This window comes from Micromonospora sp. NPDC049240, from assembly GCF_040647835.1.
Classification (GTDB): domain Bacteria; phylum Actinomycetota; class Actinomycetes; order Mycobacteriales; family Micromonosporaceae; genus Micromonospora.
The window spans coordinates 294,047-311,164 of sequence record NZ_JBEZCX010000008.1; the positions used below are offsets into that span (position 1 = coordinate 294,047).

14 protein-coding genes are annotated in these 17,118 nt (G+C 74.7%); 10 read left to right on the forward strand and 4 right to left on the reverse strand.

The genetic code is table 11. The features are described 5' to 3' along the window. Positions 1-54 precede the first annotated feature (54 nt). The 4 genes from glgA to glgB all read left to right on the forward strand — a co-directional run bounded on the left by glgA (position 55) and on the right by glgB (position 6,766). Positions 55-1,260, forward strand: coding sequence for a glycogen synthase (gene glgA, locus AB0B02_RS14955; RefSeq protein ID WP_281939372.1), 1,206 nt, complete (start codon positions 55-57; stop codon positions 1,258-1,260). Positions 1,261-1,473: 213 nt separating this feature from the next. Next, on the forward strand, positions 1,474-2,247 hold the full coding sequence (locus AB0B02_RS14960) for a phosphotransferase (RefSeq protein ID WP_281939370.1): 774 nt from the start codon (positions 1,474-1,476) through the stop codon (positions 2,245-2,247). Between the two features lie 332 nt (positions 2,248-2,579). Continuing rightward, positions 2,580-4,676 carry an alpha-1,4-glucan--maltose-1-phosphate maltosyltransferase gene (locus tag AB0B02_RS14965; RefSeq protein WP_281939368.1) on the forward strand — a complete coding sequence of 699 codons (2,097 nt, stop codon included), beginning with the start codon at positions 2,580-2,582 and terminating at the stop codon, positions 4,674-4,676. After that, entirely contained in the window at positions 4,664-6,766 is a 2,103-nt protein-coding gene (gene glgB / locus AB0B02_RS14970) for a 1,4-alpha-glucan branching protein GlgB (RefSeq protein ID WP_281939367.1), read from the forward strand. Before AB0B02_RS14965 ends, glgB begins: the two co-directional genes overlap by 13 nt. 16 nt (positions 6,767-6,782) lie before the next feature. Here glgB and AB0B02_RS14975 read toward each other — a convergent pair whose 3' ends face one another. After that, a complete protein-coding gene (locus AB0B02_RS14975) occupies positions 6,783-7,823 on the reverse strand; it encodes a phosphatase domain-containing protein (protein ID WP_281942593.1) in 1,041 nt (346 codons plus the stop codon). 120 nt (positions 7,824-7,943) lie between these two features. Here AB0B02_RS14975 and AB0B02_RS14980 point away from each other — a divergent pair, with 120 nt between their 5' ends. The 4 genes from AB0B02_RS14980 (at position 7,944) to AB0B02_RS14995 (ending at position 12,120) form a co-directional block, all read left to right on the forward strand. Continuing rightward, the gene (locus AB0B02_RS14980) at positions 7,944-9,533 is read left to right on the forward strand and encodes a hypothetical protein (RefSeq protein WP_281939366.1); all 1,590 of its coding nucleotides are present in this window, start codon (positions 7,944-7,946) and stop codon (positions 9,531-9,533) included. A gap of 22 nt (positions 9,534-9,555) precedes the next feature. Further along, positions 9,556-10,353 (forward strand): peroxide stress protein YaaA, encoded by a 798-nt coding sequence (gene yaaA / locus AB0B02_RS14985; protein ID WP_281939365.1) that lies wholly within the window; start codon positions 9,556-9,558, stop codon positions 10,351-10,353. 107 nt (positions 10,354-10,460) lie between these two features. After that, positions 10,461-11,111: a hypothetical protein gene (locus tag AB0B02_RS14990; RefSeq protein ID WP_281939364.1), complete on the forward strand. Its 651-nt coding sequence runs from the start codon at positions 10,461-10,463 to the stop codon at positions 11,109-11,111. 55 nt (positions 11,112-11,166) lie between these two features. Continuing rightward, complete coding sequence (locus tag AB0B02_RS14995) at positions 11,167-12,120, forward strand: TAXI family TRAP transporter solute-binding subunit (protein WP_281939362.1); 954 nt, start codon at positions 11,167-11,169, stop codon at positions 12,118-12,120. A gap of 6 nt (positions 12,121-12,126) precedes the next feature. Here AB0B02_RS14995 and AB0B02_RS15000 read toward each other — a convergent pair whose 3' ends face one another. After that, positions 12,127-13,569 (reverse strand): HAMP domain-containing sensor histidine kinase, encoded by a 1,443-nt coding sequence (locus AB0B02_RS15000; protein ID WP_357300570.1) that lies wholly within the window; start codon positions 13,567-13,569, stop codon positions 12,127-12,129. A gap of 10 nt (positions 13,570-13,579) precedes the next feature. Next, positions 13,580-14,236 (reverse strand): response regulator transcription factor, encoded by a 657-nt coding sequence (locus AB0B02_RS15005; RefSeq protein ID WP_107156668.1) that lies wholly within the window; start codon positions 14,234-14,236, stop codon positions 13,580-13,582. Between the two features lie 87 nt (positions 14,237-14,323). Here AB0B02_RS15005 and AB0B02_RS15010 point away from each other — a divergent pair, with 87 nt between their 5' ends. Continuing rightward, positions 14,324-14,662: a DUF952 domain-containing protein gene (locus AB0B02_RS15010; protein ID WP_281939356.1), complete on the forward strand. Its 339-nt coding sequence runs from the start codon at positions 14,324-14,326 to the stop codon at positions 14,660-14,662. Positions 14,663-14,729: 67 nt separating this feature from the next. After that, positions 14,730-15,272, forward strand: a complete 543-nt coding sequence (locus AB0B02_RS15015; RefSeq protein ID WP_281939354.1) for an acyltransferase — start codon at positions 14,730-14,732, stop codon at positions 15,270-15,272. 57 nt (positions 15,273-15,329) lie between these two features. On the opposite strand, the gene AB0B02_RS15020 is transcribed toward AB0B02_RS15015, so the two are convergent. Further along, on the reverse strand, positions 15,330-17,078 hold the full coding sequence (locus AB0B02_RS15020; protein ID WP_281939352.1) for a CDP-glycerol glycerophosphotransferase family protein: 1,749 nt from the start codon (positions 17,076-17,078) through the stop codon (positions 15,330-15,332). Between the last annotated feature and the right edge of the window lie 40 nt (positions 17,079-17,118).

The window sequence follows — 17,118 nt, forward strand, 5'->3', positions numbered from 1 at the left end:
ACGGCCACACTTGCGTACCCGGTGCGATCCGGCGGTCTGCACTAGGGTGCGGGCATGGCACCGATGCGCGTCGACCTGCTCACTCGTGAATACCCGCCGGAGGTCTACGGCGGGGCCGGGGTGCACGTGGAATACCTGGCCCGCGAGCTGCGCCGCCTCGCCGACGTGCGGGTGCACTGCTTCGGCGCGCCGCGCGACGAGCCGGGCGTCACCGCGTACGCCGAGCCGGCCGGGCTGGCCGACGCGAACGCCGCGCTGCGCGTCATGGGCGTCGACCTGGAGATGGCCGCCGGCACCGCCGGCACCGACGTGGTGCACAGCCACACCTGGTACGCCAACCTCGCCGGGCACACCGCGAAGCTGCTGCACGGAGTGCCGCACGTGGTGAGCGCGCACAGCCTGGAGCCGCTGCGCCCGTGGAAGGCCGAACAGCTCGGCGGCGGGTACGCGCTCTCCTCCTGGTGCGAGCGGACCGCGTACGAGAGCGCCGACGCGATCATCGCGGTGAGCGAGGGCATGCGGCGCGACGTGCTCACCGCGTACCCGGCGGTGGACCTGGACCGGGTCCGGGTGGTCTACAACGGCATCGACACCACGCAGTACGCCCCGGACCGGAACACCGACGTGCTCGACCGGCTCGGCATCGACCCGGCCCGGCCCAGCGTGGTCTACGTCGGGCGGATCACCCGGCAGAAGGGCCTGCCGTACCTGCTGCGCGCGGCCCGGGAGCTGCCCGCCGACACCCAGCTCGTGCTGCTGGCCGGCGCGCCGGACACCCCCGAGATCGGCGCCGAGGTCCAGGAGCTGGCCGCCGAGCTGCGGGCGAAGCGCTCGGGCGTGGTCTGGGTGGCGGCGATGCTGCCCAAGCACGAGGTGATCCAGGTGCTCACGCACGCCACGATCTTCGTCTGCCCGTCCGTCTACGAGCCGATGGGCATCGTCAACCTGGAGGCGATGGCCTGCGAGACGGCCGTGGTGGCCACCGCCACCGGCGGCATCCCGGAGGTCGTCGCCGACGGCGAGACCGGGCTGCTGGTGCCGATCGAACAGGCCGCCGACGGCTCCGGCACGCCACGTGACCCGGAACGCTTCGTGGCCGACCTGGCCGCCCGGATGAACGAGCTGCTGGCCGACCCGGCGCGGATCGCGGAGTTCGGCGCGGCGGGCCGGCGGCGCGCCGTGGAGCACTTCTCCTGGCCCGCCATCGCCGACCAGACGCTCGCCCTCTACCACTCCGTGAAAGGAGGGGCCCCTTCCTAACGCCTCCGGTAGAGGCGGGGCCCCTTCTTCCGGTCACCGTGACGTCCCGGGAGTCGGGACCTAAGCCCCGGACGTCGAAGCCGGCGCTGGTCCAGCATGACGAGGCGAGCAGGTGGCCGTGGTGAGCCGTTACCGAGCCGCAAACCGACGGAGACCCGTCCCGCCCGGCAAACTCCGGCGACATCGGCGGCCGTCCCGGCCAGGATGGCCGACATGGCAGATCCCGCCCGGACGGCCGGCCCGCAGGACGTCGAGGTCGTCGTCGCCCACCGCCAGCGCGTGACGCTGCGCGTCGGCGACGTGTTCCTGAAGATCGACGGCGACCCGTCGCACGCCGAGATCGAGGTGCGGGCGATGGCCCTCGCGCCGATACCGACCCCGGCGGTCCGCTGGCACGAGCCGCCCGTACTCGCGATCGCTGCCGTGCCCGGCACGGCGCTCGGCCTCCTCGGCGAACCGTCGACCGCGTCGCCGGCGGCGTGGGCCGCCGCGGGCGCCGCCGTCCGGCGGCTGCACGACGCGCCGTTGCCGCCGTGGCCCGGACACCGGCTCGACGACGTGGCGGCCGAACTCGACAGCGAGTGCGCGTGGCTGCTCGCCAACGCCGTCCTGCCCGCCGAGGTGATCCGGCGCAACCGGGAGATCGCCGGGGCCGCGCTCCGCCCGTGGAACCCGGCGTTCGTCCACGGCGACCTCCAGATCACCCACGTGTTCGTCGACAACGACGAGGTCACCGGCGTCATCGACTGGTCCGAGGCCGCCCCCGGCGACGCCATGGCCGACCTCGCGACGCTGACGCTCGGGCACGAGGAACGCCTGGACGACCTGCTCGCGGGCTACGGCGCCGGCGCGGATCGGGAGGTGATCCGCGCCTGGTGGTCGCTGCGCAGCCTGGTGGCGTCACGCTGGCTGATCGAGCACGGCTTCGACCCGGACGCGCCGGGATGCGAGTTCGACGTGCTCCGGGCCCGGATGCGGGAACCCTAGGCGGGCCGGCCGGCGGCGGGGTCAGCTTGCGGCGCACCCGCCACTGGGCGGCGACGAGTTGCCGTCCATCGCCGAACTGCGTGAGCAGTACCAGTCCAGTACCTGGCCGGTGCGAGACGCCGTAGCGGGGCAATGGGTGTGCGCGCAGCGCTACCAACTTGATGGCGTGGACGAGTCACGAGGCGACCCGTCCACGCCATCAAGTTGGTAGGCCGGCAGGCGATAAGGCGCCTGCGCACGCCGGAGACCCCCGCCGCGCGGCGGTGGGCACCGACGGGGGCATCGGGGGGCGCTGCCGAGCGCGAGACGATCTCGCGCAGTAGGTTGAGCGGGTGACTGGACGGTTCCCGATCGAAGACGTCTCCCCCGTCGTCGCCTGCGGTCGCTACCCGGCCAAGGCGGTGGTCGGCGAGGTCGTGCCGGTGTCGGCCCGCGCCTACCGCGAGGGCCACGACGCGCTCGGCTGCAACGTGGTCTGGCTCGGCCCGGACGGCGCGGCCCGCCCGTTCACCCGGATGCGTCCCGGCGAGCCGGGGCAGGACCGCTGGCACGCCACCATCTGCCCGGACGCGGTCGGCGAGTGGCGGTTCGCCGTCGAGGCGTTCGGAGATCCGTACCTCACCTGGCAGAACGCGGTGACCAAGAAACTGGCCGCCGGGCAGGGGCCGGCCGAGCTGGCCAACGACCTGGCCGAGGGCGCGCGGGTGCTGACCGCCGCGCTCGACCTGGTGCCGAAGGCCGACCGGGAGCGCGTGCGGGCAGCCGTCAAGGCGTTGCGCGACGACGACGAGGACCTGCCCCACCGGGTGAGCGCGGCGCTGGACCTCGCGCCGCTGCTCTGGGCGCACCCGGTCCGTGAGCTGGTCACCGCCGGCGACGAGCGGACGCTGTGGGTGGACCGGCCGCGCGCGCTGTTCTCCGCCTGGTACGAGTTCTTCCCCCGCTCCGAGGGCGCGATCCCGGCCACCGTGGACGCGCCGGCCCGCTCCGGCACGTTCGTGACCGCGCTCGACCGGCTGCCCGGCGTGGCCGCGATGGGCTTCGACGTGCTCTACCTGCCGCCGATCCACCCGATCGGCCGGGTCAACCGCAAGGGCCGCAACAACGCGCTCACCGCCGGGCCGGACGACGTGGGCTCGCCGTGGGCGATCGGCGCGGCCGAGGGCGGCCACGACGCCATCCACCCCGACCTGGGTACGCCGGAGGACTTCCGCGACTTCGTCGCCGCCGCGGCCGAGCAGGGCCTGGAGGTGGCGATGGACCTGGCGTTGCAGTGCGCGCCGGACCACCCGTGGGTCACCGAGCACCCGGAGTGGTTCACCACCCGCGCCGACGGCAGCATCGCGTACGCGGAGAACCCGCCGAAGAAGTACCAGGACATCTACCCGGTGAACTTCGACAACGACCCGGAGGGCATCCGGGCCGAGGTGCTGCGGGTGGTCCTGCACTGGGTCGGCGAGGGCGTGAAGATCTTCCGGGTCGACAACCCGCACACCAAGCCGTTCGACTTCTGGCACTGGCTGATCGCCGAGGTGAAGCGCGTCGACCCGGACGTGTTGTTCCTGGCCGAGGCGTTCACCCGCCCGGCGATCATGCACGGGCTGGGCAAGGTCGGCTTCACCCAGTCGTACACCTATTTCACCTGGCGCACGACGGCGGCCGAGATGCGGGAGTACTGCGAGGAGCTGGTCGCCTCGGCGGACTGGATGCGGCCGAACTTCTGGCCCAACACGCCCGACATCCTGCACGAGTCGTTGCAGCACGGCGGGCCGCCGATGTTCAAGATCCGGGCGGTGCTGGCCGCGCTGCTCAGCCCCTCCTGGGGCATGTACGCCGGCTTCGAGCTGTTCGAGCACGTCGCGCGTCCCGGCGCCGAGGAGTACCTGGACAACGAGAAGTACGAGCTGCGGCCCCGCGACTGGGCCGGCGCGCTGGCGCGCGGGCGGTCGCTGGCGCCGTTCATCACCACGCTCAACCGGGTCCGGCGCGACAACCCGGCCCTGCACCAGCTCCGCAACCTGCGTTTCCACGACATCGACAACCCGGCGCTGCTGTGCTGGTCGAAGCACGACCCGGCGACCGGCAACACGGTGATCGTGGTCTGCTCGTTCGACTCCCGCACCGTGCAGTGGGGCAACACCACGCTCGACATGCCGGCGCTCGGGTTCGACTGGCACGAGCGGTTCACCGTGCGCGACGAGCTGACCGGCACGGAGTACGACTGGGGGCAGCGCAACGCGGTGCGCCTCGACCCGTACCTGCAACCGGCGCACGTGCTCACCGTGCGCCGCCCGGCGCCACCGGCCGACGCCGAGCCGGCGCACCCGGCGACGCCCGACCTGACCGTCGAAGACGTACCCGCCGACCTCTCCGGCGGCACCGCACCGACCGCACCGGCCGAGAAGGACGACGCACGATGGACCAGCTGATCGCCGGCGAGGCGCACGACCCGCACGCCGTGCTCGGCGCGCACCCGGCCGACGGGAGCACCACGATCCGCACGCTGCGCCGGGGCGCGGGCGAGGTGACGCTGCTCGTCGACGGGGAACGGCATCCGATGAAGCGGGTGCACGACGTCGGCGTCTTCGAGTCGGTGGTGCCCGGCGAGGTGCTCGACTACCGGGTGGAGGTGGACGGCGCGACCCTCGACGACCCGTACCGTTACCCGCCCACGCTCGGCGACCTGGACCTGCACCTGATCGGCGAGGGGCGGCACGAGCGGCTCTGGTCGGCGCTCGGCGCCCGGGTCTTCGACGAGGGCGTGGCGTTCACGGTCTGGGCGCCCAACGCGCGCGGCGTGCGGGTGGTCGGCGACTTCACCGGCTGGGGGCCGGACGACGGCTGGCCGATGCGGTCGCTCGGGTCCAGCGGCGTGTGGGAGGTCTTCCTGCCCGGCGTGCCGGCCGGCAGCCGCTACAAGTACCGCATTCTCGGCGCCGACGGCCGGTGGCGGGACAAGGCCGACCCGATGGCCACCCGCACCGAGGTGCCGCCGGCCACCGCGTCGGTGGTGCACCATTCGGCGTACGCGTGGGGCGACGCGGAGTGGCTGGAGCGCCGGACGACGCGGCGACCGCACGAGGAGCCGATGAGCGTGTACGAGGTGCACCTGGGCTCCTGGCGGCCCGGCCTCGGCTACCGCGAGCTGGCCGAGCAGTTGACCGCGTACGTCACCGAGATGGGCTTCACGCACGTGGAGCTGCTGCCGGTGATGGAGCATCCGTACGGCGGCTCGTGGGGTTACCAGGTCACCGGCTTCTACGCGCCCACCGCCCGCTTCGGCGACCCGGACGACTTCCGCCACCTGGTCGACCGGTTGCACGCCGCCGGCATCGGGGTCCTCCTCGACTGGGTGCCGGGGCACTTCGCCACGGACGAGTGGGCCCTCGCGCGCTTCGACGGCGCCCCGCTCTACGAGCACCCCGACCCGCGCCGCGGCGAGCAGCCCGACTGGGGCACGTACGTGTTCGACTTCGGACGCAACGAGGTGCGCAACTTCCTGGTCGCCAACGCGCTCTACTGGCTGGACGAGTTCCACGTCGACGGGCTGCGCGTCGACGCGGTCGCCTCGATGCTGTACCTCGACTACTCCCGGCCGGAGGGGCAGTGGGCCCCGAACGTGCACGGCGGCCGGGAGAACCTGGAGGCCATCGCGCTGCTCCAGGAGGTCAACGCCACCGTCTACCGGCACCACCCGGGCGTGCTGATGGTCGCCGAGGAGTCCACCGCCTGGCCGGGCGTGACGCGGCCGACCTCCGACGGCGGGCTCGGCTTCGGCTTCAAGTGGAACATGGGCTGGATGCACGACACCCTGCTCTACACCTCGAAGGACCCGATCTACCGCCAGCACCACCACCACCAGCTCACGTTCTCCCTGGCGTACGCGTGGAGCGAGAACTACGTGCTGCCGATCAGCCACGACGAGGTGGTGCACGGCAAGGGGTCGCTCGCCGGCAAGATGCCCGGCGACACCTGGCAGCGGCTGGCGAACGTGCGGGCGCTGCTGGCGTACATGTGGGCGCACCCGGGCAAGCAGTTGCTCTTCATGGGCTGCGAGCTGGCCGACGACCGGGAGTGGAGCGAGGAACGCGGCCTCGACTGGTACCTCACCCACGACCCGGCGCGCGCCGGCGTGCAGCGCCTGGTCGCCGACCTGAACCGCGCCTACCGGGCCACCCCGGCGCTCTGGGCGCAGGACACCGACCCGGCCGGGTTCCGCTGGATCGCCGGCGACGACGTCGCCAACAACGCGGTCTCGTTCATCCGGATCGCTCCGGACGGCGGGACGCTGGTGTGCGTGGCGAACTTCTCCGCGACGCCGCTGGCGGACTACCGGATCGGCCTGCCGGCGGGCGGCACCTGGACCGAGGCGCTGAACACCGACGCCCACCACTACGGCGGGTCGGGGGTGGGCAACCTGGGCGAGGTGCACGCGGAGAACATCCCGTGGCACGGCCTGCCCGCCTCAGCGGCCCTCCAGGTCCCCCCGCTCGGCGTCCTCTGGCTCCGCCAGAACTGACTCCGGAGCCCGGCGATCAGACCAGGTCGGCTTCGCGGAGGAGCTTCCACAGGCCGGCGCCGTCGGGGGCGCTGAGCCACTTCTGGCCGACCGGGCCGGAGGAGGACCGTCCCTGCGGCGCGGGGAGGCTGCCGGCGAGCACGGACTGCGTCGGCGAGAGTCGCCGGATCGCCACGCCGGCCACGTTGTCCGGGTGGGCGGCGGCGAACTCCCGGTAGATCTCCGGGTCGTGCTGCCCGTCGTCGCCGATCAGCAGCCAGCGCACCTCGGGGAACTCGCGGGACAGCCGGGCCAGCGTGGCCCGCTTGTGCTCCCGCCCGCTGCGGAACCAGCGGTCGGCGGTCGGCCCCCAGTCGGTGAGCAGCAGCGGCCCGGCCGGGTAGAGGTGCCGGGACAGGAACCGGGTCAGCGTGGGCGCGACGTTCCAGGCGCCGGTGGAGAGGTAGAAGACCGGCGCGCCGGGGTGGGCGGTGGCCAGGCGCTCGTAGAGCACCGCCATGCCGGGCACGGCGTTGCGGGCGTGCTCGTCGAGCACGAACGTGTTCCACGCGGCGAGCATCGGCCGGGGCAGCGCGGTCACCATGACCGTGTCGTCGATGTCGGAGAGGATGCCGAACCGGACGTTCGGGTCGAGGACGCGCACCAGCGCCTCCACCGGCTCGGCGTCCGCCACGCTCAGGCGTACGCAGCCCCAGCCGGGCGTGAAGTCACCCTCGACGACGGTGTCGACGAAGCCGCTGCGGTCCGCGGTGACCTCGTGGCGCACGCCGTTGACCTCGACGGTCACCCGGGCGTGCTTGGCCGGCAGGGTGGCGAAGCTGCGCCAGCCGCGCACCTTGTCCAGCCGGCCGCGGCGGCGGGTGTCCGGTCGGCCCAGCAGCACGCGGCAGAGCACCCGCGCCCAGCCCGGCGCGCCGTAACCGGCGTACGCGATGATGTTGGGCTGCCACCCGGTGCGCCGCAACCGGCGCTCCACCAGGCCGTGCAGCGCGTCCTCGATGCGCGCGGCGCGGTGCAGTTGGGGCACGGCGAGCTGGTCCGGTGGTGTCGGCGGCACGTGCCAACCCTGCCACAACAGGCCGGGCCCGGCCACGCGAGTGATCTCCGCCGATCCGCCCCGGCACCGGGTGAGCAGCGTGTCAGACTGCGGTCGGGGGCGACGACGGGGGCCTGGGTCGTGTCGACAGCGAAGCGCAACCCGGACGCGCCGGCGCTGGTGGCGTTGCTGCTCGGCGCGGCCGGGGTCGGCTACCGGCTGGTGCTGACGCTGTTCACGGTGCCCGCCTCGAACAGCGACGAGGCCACGTTCGGCCTGGCCGCGCTGCACATCGCCGGCGGCCACGAGCGGCCGGTCTTCCTCTACGGCCAGCGCTACATGGGGATGCTGGAGTCGTACCTGGCCGCGCCGCTGGTGGGCTGGGCCGGGCCGAGCTGGCCGGTGCTGCGGCTGCCACTGCTCGCGCTCTACGCGGTCTTCCTGTGGTTGGCGTACCGGTTGACCCGCCGGCTGTTCTCCCCCTGGCTGGCGGTGGCCGTGGTGGGCCTGCTGGCGCTCGGCTCGGAGCGGGTGGTCCGGGACCAGCTCACCGTGGTCGGCGGCCGGCCCGAGGTCAAACCGGCGGTGCTGGCGTTGCTGCTGCTCGCGGTCGCGCTCGGCGAGCGGCGGGTCCGGCACCGCTGGCTCGCCACCGGCGCGTTCGGCCTGCTCACCGGGCTGGCGCTCTGGTCGGACTGGCTGATCACGCCCTACCTGCTGGCGGCCGGCGTGGTGCTGGTGCTGGCCGCGCCCCGGGACCTGATCGGCTGGCCGGGCGTGCTGCTGGTCGTCGGTTTCCTGGCCGGCGTCGCACCGATGATCAAGGACAACGTGGTGGCGCCGCCCGGGCAGGACTCCCTGTCGGTGTTCCGGGAGATCAGCACGAAGGAGGGGGTCGCCCCGTCGCTCGCGGCGCGGCTGCACGGCGGGCTGCTGGAGGGGGTGCCGCTGGCGTCCGGGCTCTGCCCGATGGACGGCTGCGCGCGCTGGGCGCAGTGGTTCGGCGTGCTCTACCCGGTGCTGCTGGTGACCGCCGCCGGGCTCGGCGTGGTCGCGTACCGCCGGGCCGGGGACCCGGCCGCGCGGGTCCGGGCCGCGGCGATCCTCGCGCTGGTCGCCGGCGCGGCGTTGACGCTGCTGGCGTACGTGCGCAGCCCGCTCGCCGCCACCGACCCGCTGGGCGACGCGCGTTACCTGTCGGTGCTCCAGGTGTCGCTGCCGGCGGTGCTCTGGCCGCTCTGGCGCGCCGCCGCGCCCGCGCTGCGGGCCACCGCCGGCCGGGCGGACCGGCTGCGCGGCCTGCCGGCCGCCGTGATGCTGGCCGGGCTGACCGCCGCCACGCTGGCCGGCACCGCGACGCTCCTGGTCGGCCTGCCCGGGATCCGCGCCGACGAGCGGGACGCCCGCCGGTTGGCCGGCGCGGTGCGGCGCGCCGGGCTGCACGAGGTGTACGGCGACTACTGGACCTGCAACCGGCTGATCTTCAACACCGGCGAGGCGGTGGCCTGCGGCGTGCTGGACGGCAACCTGACCCCGGGACAGAACCGCTACCCGGCGTACTGGCAGCGGGTGGCACGGGCGGCCCGCCCCGGGTACGTGGTGGCGGTCGGGTCGCCGGCCGAGCGCGCCCTGCGGCGGCTGCTGGGCGGGCGGGCCGACGCGGCGGTGGTGGCCGAGGTGGGGCACAGTCGCGTGTACCACCCGGAGCGTGCCGTGCGGCCGTGGCGCTGAGGCGCGCCCGTACGCTGTGCCGATGCTCATCCTGCTGCCCCCGTCCGAGGGCAAGGCCGACGCCGGCACCGGCCGCCGGCTGGACCTGTCCCGGCTCTCCCTGCCCGAGCTGAACCCGGCCCGGGACGCGGTGCTGGACGCGCTCGTCGCGCTGTGCGCCGGGCCGGACGAGGCCGCCGCCCGGGACGCGTTGGGGTTGAGCGAGGGGCAGCGCGGCGAGCTGCGCCGCAACGCGCGCCTGCGGGTGGCGGCGACCGCACCGGCCGGGCGGCTCTACACCGGGGTGCTCTACGAGGCGCTCGACCTGGCCACGCTCCCCCCGGCGGCGCAGCGGGCCGCCCGCCGGTCGGTGCTGATCAGCTCCGGCCTGTGGGGCGCGGTGCGGCTCACCGACCGGGTGCCGCCGTACCGCTGCCCGGTCGGGGCGCGGCTGCCGGGGATCGGGGCGCTGGCGGCGTACTGGCGGGCCGCGCTGGACCCGGCCATGACGGCGGCGGCGGGTCGCGGCCCGGTGCTGGACCTGCGCTCCGGCGCGTACGCGGCCACCTGGACGCCATCGGGCCCGCTCGCCGACCGGACGGTGACGGTGCGGGTGCTGCACGAACGGCTGGTGGACGGCACCCCGTCCCGGTCGGTGGTGAGCCACTTCAACAAGGCCACCAAGGGCCGGCTGGTCCGTGACCTGCTCGTCGCCGACGCCCGCCCGCGCAGCGCCGCCGCGCTGGTGGGGGCGCTGCGCGAGCTGGGGCACACGGTCGAGGAGGGCCCCCGCACGCCCGGCCGGCCCCGGCTGCTCGACGTGGTCGTGACCGAACTCTGAGCGCGGCTTCGCGCAAATTTTGCTCAAGGCTCGGGCGCAGCGGTTCCCCGGCCCGGCGGTGCGGGCCACGGTAGAGGGGCCCCGACGTCGACCAAGGAGCTGTGCCGATGCTCTCCGAGCCCACCACGCTGCTCGACCGGCCGCGCCCGTCGTCGCCCCCGCCGCTGGACTGGCCGACCCTGACCGACGCCTTCGAACTCGCCTGCCTGGTGCGCTGCACGACGCCGCCGGCCGGGCACGTCCGCCGGCTCGACGTCGACCCGTACCGGGGCGGGATCGCCGAGTTCAACCGGGAGGACGCGGCGCACCGGATGCGGTACCTGCTGCGCCGGCTCGACGTGCCGGTCGCGCACGAGCTGACCACCGGTGGGCTGCGCCGCCGGTACGAGTTGCACCGGCTGTCGGTGCTCCCGGAGCACCGGTCGACGTACGCGAACCTGCTGGCGGCCGGCTGGCGGCAGGGCCGTCGCGAGCTGCTCGGCGGGCCGTTCCCGGGCGCGTCGACGGCCCGCCGCGTCTGGCGTCCCCGGCTGGCCACCGCGGTCTGGCGGGCCGCGCTGCTCGCCGGCGGCCGGCACGTACGCCGGCACTGCCTCGGCATCCGGCTCACCGACCGGGACCTGGCGGCGGTGCTGGTGCGCGGCGCGGCGCTGCTGGAGGTGCCGGCGGCGTTGCGGCCGGGTTCGGGCTGTTTCCTGGTGAGCGTCGCCAACGGCGAGCACCGGGCCCGGATCACCGAGAGCGCCGCCCTGGGCTGACCGGTCCCGGCGGCGGGCTTGCGCGGCGGCGGTTGCACGGCGCAGAGTGCAGCGCGTGAACCGACACTGGTCTGCGCGCGGCCGGCGCCGGACCGCAGCCCCGCTGGCGTTGCTGCTGCTGCTCGTCGCCGCGGTGGCCGGTTGCCGGGACGAGCCCTCCGAGCCGGTGCGGATCCGGATCGCCACCGGCAGCCCGACCGCCGTCTACCATGCCTTCGGCCAGTCGCTCGCCGCGCTGCTCAACCGGGAGCTGCCCGGGGTGCGGGCGGACGTGGTGGTGACCGCCGCCTCCGCGCAGAACGTCCGGCTGGTCGGCGCCGGCGACGCGGAGCTGGGCTTCACCCAGGCCGACGTGCTGCCGCCCCGGGAGCCGGCCCACCCGGCCGTGCTCGCCGTGGCCCGCGTCTACGACGACCTGCTGCACCTGGTGACCACCGCTGGCGGTCCGGTCCGCACGCTCGCCGACCTGCGGGGGCGGCGGGTCTCGGTGGGCGCCGACGGCTCCGGCACCGAGGTCACCGCCACCCGGCTGCTGGAGGTGGCGCAGCTCGGCGGCGCCCGGATCCGCCAGGAGCACCTGGGGCTGGACGACTCGGTGGCCGCGTTGCGCGAGGGGCGGATCGACGCGTTCTTCTTCTCCGGCGGCCTGCCGGTGCGCGGCGTCGCCGAGCTGGCCCAGCAGACCTCGCTGCGGATGGTCGACCTGGGCGACTGGACCGAGCCGCTGCGGCGCGCGTACGGGCAGGTCTACGTCACCCGGGACATTCCCCGCTCGGTCTACCAGGCGGAGCCGGTCAGCACGGTGGCGAACCCGAACTACCTGATCGTCCGCGCCAGCCTCCCCGCCGACCTGGTGCGCGAGGTGACCCGGTTGCTGATGGAACGCCGGGAGGAGTTGGCCGCGGCGCATCCGGCGGCCGGCCGGATGAGCCCCCGGTCGGCGATCGTGACCACCCCGCTGCCGCTGCACCCGGGCGCGGCCCGGTGGTACCGCGACGCCAAGCCCTGACCGGGGTCAGCGGCCGACCGGCTCGTCGTGGCGCTGCGGCGCGGCCGGCCCGTCGGCCGGGTCGAGGGCGTCGGCGTCGTCGGGCGGCGCCGGGAACCACAGCTCGGCGACCAGGCCCCTCGGCTCTCCCTGGCGCATGGTGAGCCGGCCGTCGGACGCGTCGACGAGCACCGCGGCGATGGTCAGCCCCAGCCCCGCGCCGTCCACGTTCTGCGCGTCCGGCGCCCGCCAGAACCGCTCGGTGGCCTGGTCGAGCTGGCTGGCCGTCATGCCGGGGCCGGTGTCGGCCACGGTCAGCGCCGTCCCGCCGTCGGCCGGGCGGACGGTCACCGTCACCTCTCCCCCGGCGCCGCTGAACTTGACCGCGTTGTCGATCAGCGCGTCGAGCGCCTGGTCGATCGCGGTCGGCACGGTCCGGGCGTACGCCGGCGTGTCGACCGGGTCGAGCCGGAGCGTGACCGCCCGGTGCCGGGCCAGCGGCAGCCAGGCCGCCACCCGGGACGCGGCGGCCGTGCCCGCGTCCACGGTGACCCGCTGGTTCTCCTCCCGCTCGGCCCGGGCCAGCGTCAGCAGCGCGTCGAGCACGGTGGCCAGCCGGTCGGTCTCCTCCAGCGCCAGCCGGTGCTCGGCCCGGCCGTCCGGGTCGGTGAGGCTGGGGCCCAGCTCCTCCACCCGCAGCCGCAGCGCGGTCAACGGGTTGCGGAGCTGGTGGCTGGCGTGCGCGACGAAGGCCCGCTGCCGGTCCATCACGTCGGAGACCGCGTCGACCATGTGGTTGAAGCTGGTCGCCAACCGGCGCAGCTCCGGCGGGCCGAGGCGGGGCCGGACCCGGGCGGTGCGGCGCCCCTCGGCGATCTCGTGGGTCGCCGCGTCCAGCTCGGTGACCGGGCGCAGCACCCAGCCGGCCAGCCCGAACGCGGTGGAGACGCAGGCCAGCACCGCGAGCAGGCCGATGCCGGCCAGCATCAGCCACCACACCGTGACGGTGCGGCGCACCGCGTCGGCCGGGGTGGTGGTGACCACCGCGCCGAGCACCTCGCCGCCGTCGTTGATCGGGACGGCCGTCACCAGCGGCCCGTCCACCCAGGGCCAGACCGACTCCGGGCCGCTGAACTGCTGCCCGGACAGCGCGGTGTCGACCGCCGGGCCGGTGCCGGCGTCCGGCTCCCACCGGGACGACGCGGCGACGGTGCGCCGGTCCCGGTCCACCACCGCCGCGCCGATGCGGTAGAGGTCGTCGTAGGCGGCCAGTTCCCCGTCCAGCGGGCCGGGACTGCCGCCGCGCAGCGCCGGACCGGCGAGCGACGCGAAGCGGGTGGCGTCGGCGAGCCGGTCGGCCCGGACCCGGTCGGTCTCCCGGGACGCCAGCGTCACCGCCAGCGGGGTCTCCAGCGCGAGCAGCACCAGCACCATCAGCAGCAGGTAGCTGATCACCAACCGGCGGCGCACCGCGGCCTCCTCACGTGGTGCGGAGCCGGTAGCCGACCCCGCGTACGGTCTCCACCAGCGTCGGGTCGCCGAGCTTGCCGCGCAACGAACCGACGTGCACCTCGACGGTGTGCCGGTCGGCCCAGGTGGTGCCCCACACGTCGAGCAGGATGCGGTCCCGGGGCACCGCGACCCCGGGCTGGCGGGCCAGCGAGAGCAGGATGTCGAACTCCTTACGGGTCAGCGTCACCGCCCGCCCGGCCACGCTGACCGTCCGGCCGCCCACGTCGATGCGGACCTCGCCCGCCTCGATCAGGTGGCGTTCCGGCACGGTGTGCGCGGCCCGGCGCAGCACCGCCTCGATCCGGGCCTGCAACTCCACCATCGAGAACGGCTTGACCACGTAGTCGTCGGCGCCCAGTCGCAGGCCCAGCACCCGGTCGCGTTCCTCGCCCCGGGCGGTCACCGCGATGATGCCGAGTTGGCTGCTGCGCCGGCGCAGCTCGCGGCACAGGTCGGTGCCGTCGCCGTCGGGCAGCGTCAGGTCGAGCAGCACCAGGTCGCAGGGGGCGGCGGAGAGCGCGGCGGCGACCGTGGCGGCGTGCTCCACCTGGTATCCCCGGCGGGTCAGCGCGGACGACAGCGCCGCGGCGACCCGTCGGTCGTCCTCGACCAGGAGGATCCGCACCCGTGTCTCTCCGTCCGCTCGACCTGTTGCCCCCGGAATGGTGGCAGACGCGTCGCCCGGACGCGAGGGCCGTTCTAGGCTGCGGTGGTGATCTACAAGATTCTCGCCGACGACGAGTGGCGGGCGGCGCGGGCGGCCGGGAGCTTCGCCGGCACCGCCCTGGACCGGCAGGACGGCTACCTCCACCTCTCCGCCGCCGGGCAGGTGGTGGAGACCGCGCGCCGGTACTTCGCCGGCGTCACCGGCCTCACGCTGCTCGCGGTGGACGAGGCGCGGCTCGGCGACGCGTTGCGCTGGGAGGAGTCCCGCGACGGCGCGCTCTTCCCGCACCTGTACGCCGCGCTGCCGGTCGACGCGGTGGTCGCCGCGCACGCGCTGCCGGCGGACCGGCCGGCCGCCGACGCGGTGGCCGAACTGATCATCTGAAGCGCTCGTTATGCTGCGTCGAGCCCCGCCCGACGGCGCGACGCGCCCCGCAACGATGCGAGTGGAAATGACTGACAGCAACGACCGGTCCGCCTCCGTCTTCGTCCACCCGACGGCCGACGTCGAGGACGGCGCCCGGGTCGGCGACGGCACCAAGGTCTGGCACCTGGCCCACATCCGGTCGAGCGCCCAGGTCGGTGCCGGCTGCGTGATCGGCCGCAACGTGTACGTCGACGCGAGCGTCACGGTCGGTGACCGGGTGAAGATCCAGAACAACGTCTCGGTCTACCAGGGCGTGACCATCGAGGACGAGGTCTTCGTCGGGCCGTGCGCGGTGTTCACCAACGACTTCCGGCCGCGTGCCCAGAATCCGGACTGGACGATCACCCCGACGCTGGTCCGCCGCGGCGCGTCGATCGGCGCCAACGCGACGCTGGTGTGCGGCATCGAGGTCGGCGAGTACGCGATGATCGCGGCCGGTTCGGTGGTCACCCGGGACGTCCAGCCGTACCAGCTGGTGGCCGGCAACCCGGCCCGCCCCAAGGGCTGGGTCGACGCCAAGGGCGAGGTCGTCTCCCGGGACGTCGACAACCCGCCGCAGCAGGGCTGAACGCGCGACGGGGGCGGCGACCGGACCGGTCACCGCCCCCGCGCGTCGGTGCGCCGGTCAGCCGCAGAGCCGGCCGATCTCGTCCCGGAAGCGGTCCATCGGGTTGGACCCGGCCGGGCCGAGCAGGTATTCCTTCAGCTCCCGCCGCGCCTCGGTCATCGGGTCGTCGCCGCCCCGGGTCACGTCCAGGATCTTGGCCAGCTCGCCGCAGTCCGCCGAGAGCAGGTACGCCGCCCGCGCGGTGGGGAACTGCCGGCGGAACTCGTCCTCGGACAGCCCGGCCGGGTTCGCCACCACGTACGGCCGCTCGCTCTGCACGAAGTCGGAGACCACGCTGGACACGTCGCTGACCAGCAGGTCGGTGACGTTGAAGCAGTCGAACAGCGCCGGCGTGCGGCCGGTGACCACCAGGTGCGCGGCACCGTCGAGCGAGGTCGGGTCGGTGTCGCCGCCGGCGGCCCGGATCCGGGCCACGATCCGCTCGTGCGCCGCCCTGGCCTTCGGCGAGCGGGTGCCGGTCAACGGGTGCGGCTTGTAGACCACCCGCAGGTTCCCGGCGGCCAGCAGCCCGGCCACGATCCGCTCCCCCATCAGCACCAGCGAGGTGTGGTAGGGGTCGTCGTCCAGCCAGCCCTCCCAGGTCGGCGCGTAGAGCACGGTGAACGCGTGGTCGGTGGCGCCGGAGCCGAACGTGTGCACGCCGGCGAGCTGCGGGCGACCCACCTCCACGATGTCGCGGTCCAGCACGCCGACGCCGGCCCGGGCGTACCGCTCCCGGCCGGCCGGGCCGGCCACCCACACCTCGTCGTACACCTTGCTGTACGGGTTGACGCTAGCCGCCTTGTCGCTGTCGCCGTGACCGACGAAGACGTGCTTCACGCCCGGCTCGCGCAGCAGGTGGATGTTGGCGCCGACGTTGGCCGCGTACAGCGCGACCCGCAGCGAGCCCAGGTCGAGGTTCATGAAGTCGACACCGGCCGGCACGCAGACCACCGGCAGCCGGGTGTCGGCGAGCTGGTCGAACGCGTCCGCGGCGCGCAGCAGCACCACCGCGCGGCGGCCGGTCGCCTCCAGCGGCGCGAGCCACATGTTGGCCTGGTAGACGTCCTTGGCCGGGCCGGCGAAGTAGAGCGCCACCTCGGGCTGCTCCCGGGCCAGCCAGTCGTGCACGGCGGGCAGCACGCCCGGCGTCCCGCCCCGGCCGCGCAGCGCGGTCAGCGCCAGCACCACGGCGGTGACCAGACCGGCGACCAGCGTGACCAGGCCGGTGAACACCACGGGGGCGACCCGGTCCAGCGCGGCGGCCACCACCGCCGCCGGCACCAGCAGCACGTTGAGCAGCGGCATCCGCAGCCCGGCCAGCCCGCGCGCCCAGGCCGGCGGCACCGGGACGCGGCGCAGCGCGCCGAGGTCGATGTTGCGGGTGTACGCCGGCGGGTCGACCCGCCCGTCGATCGTCTTCGTCACGGCGGTGGTGAGCACGGCGAGGGTCCACAGCGCGGCGGGCAGCAGCAGCACCCCGACCGTGCCGGTGACGCCCGGACGCACGGCGGCGAGCACCAGCAGGACCACCGACAGGTCCCGCAGCAGCCGCCGGAACGTGGCGCCCACACCGGCCTTGGCGAGCAGCTCGGCCGTCCCGGCGTACCGGACGGCCAGGGCCGCCTCACCGGCGAGGGCGACCACCGCGGCCACCGCGTACGGGACCACCAGGCCGAGCGCCCCGGCGAGGATCATCACGCCGTACCCGAGGAGCGTCGCGCCCACCGCGGCGAGGCCCTGCTGGCTGCGTACTCTGCTGAACAACGACACGCTCCCTGTCTGCCCGCCGCTGTCGGCGAGGCCC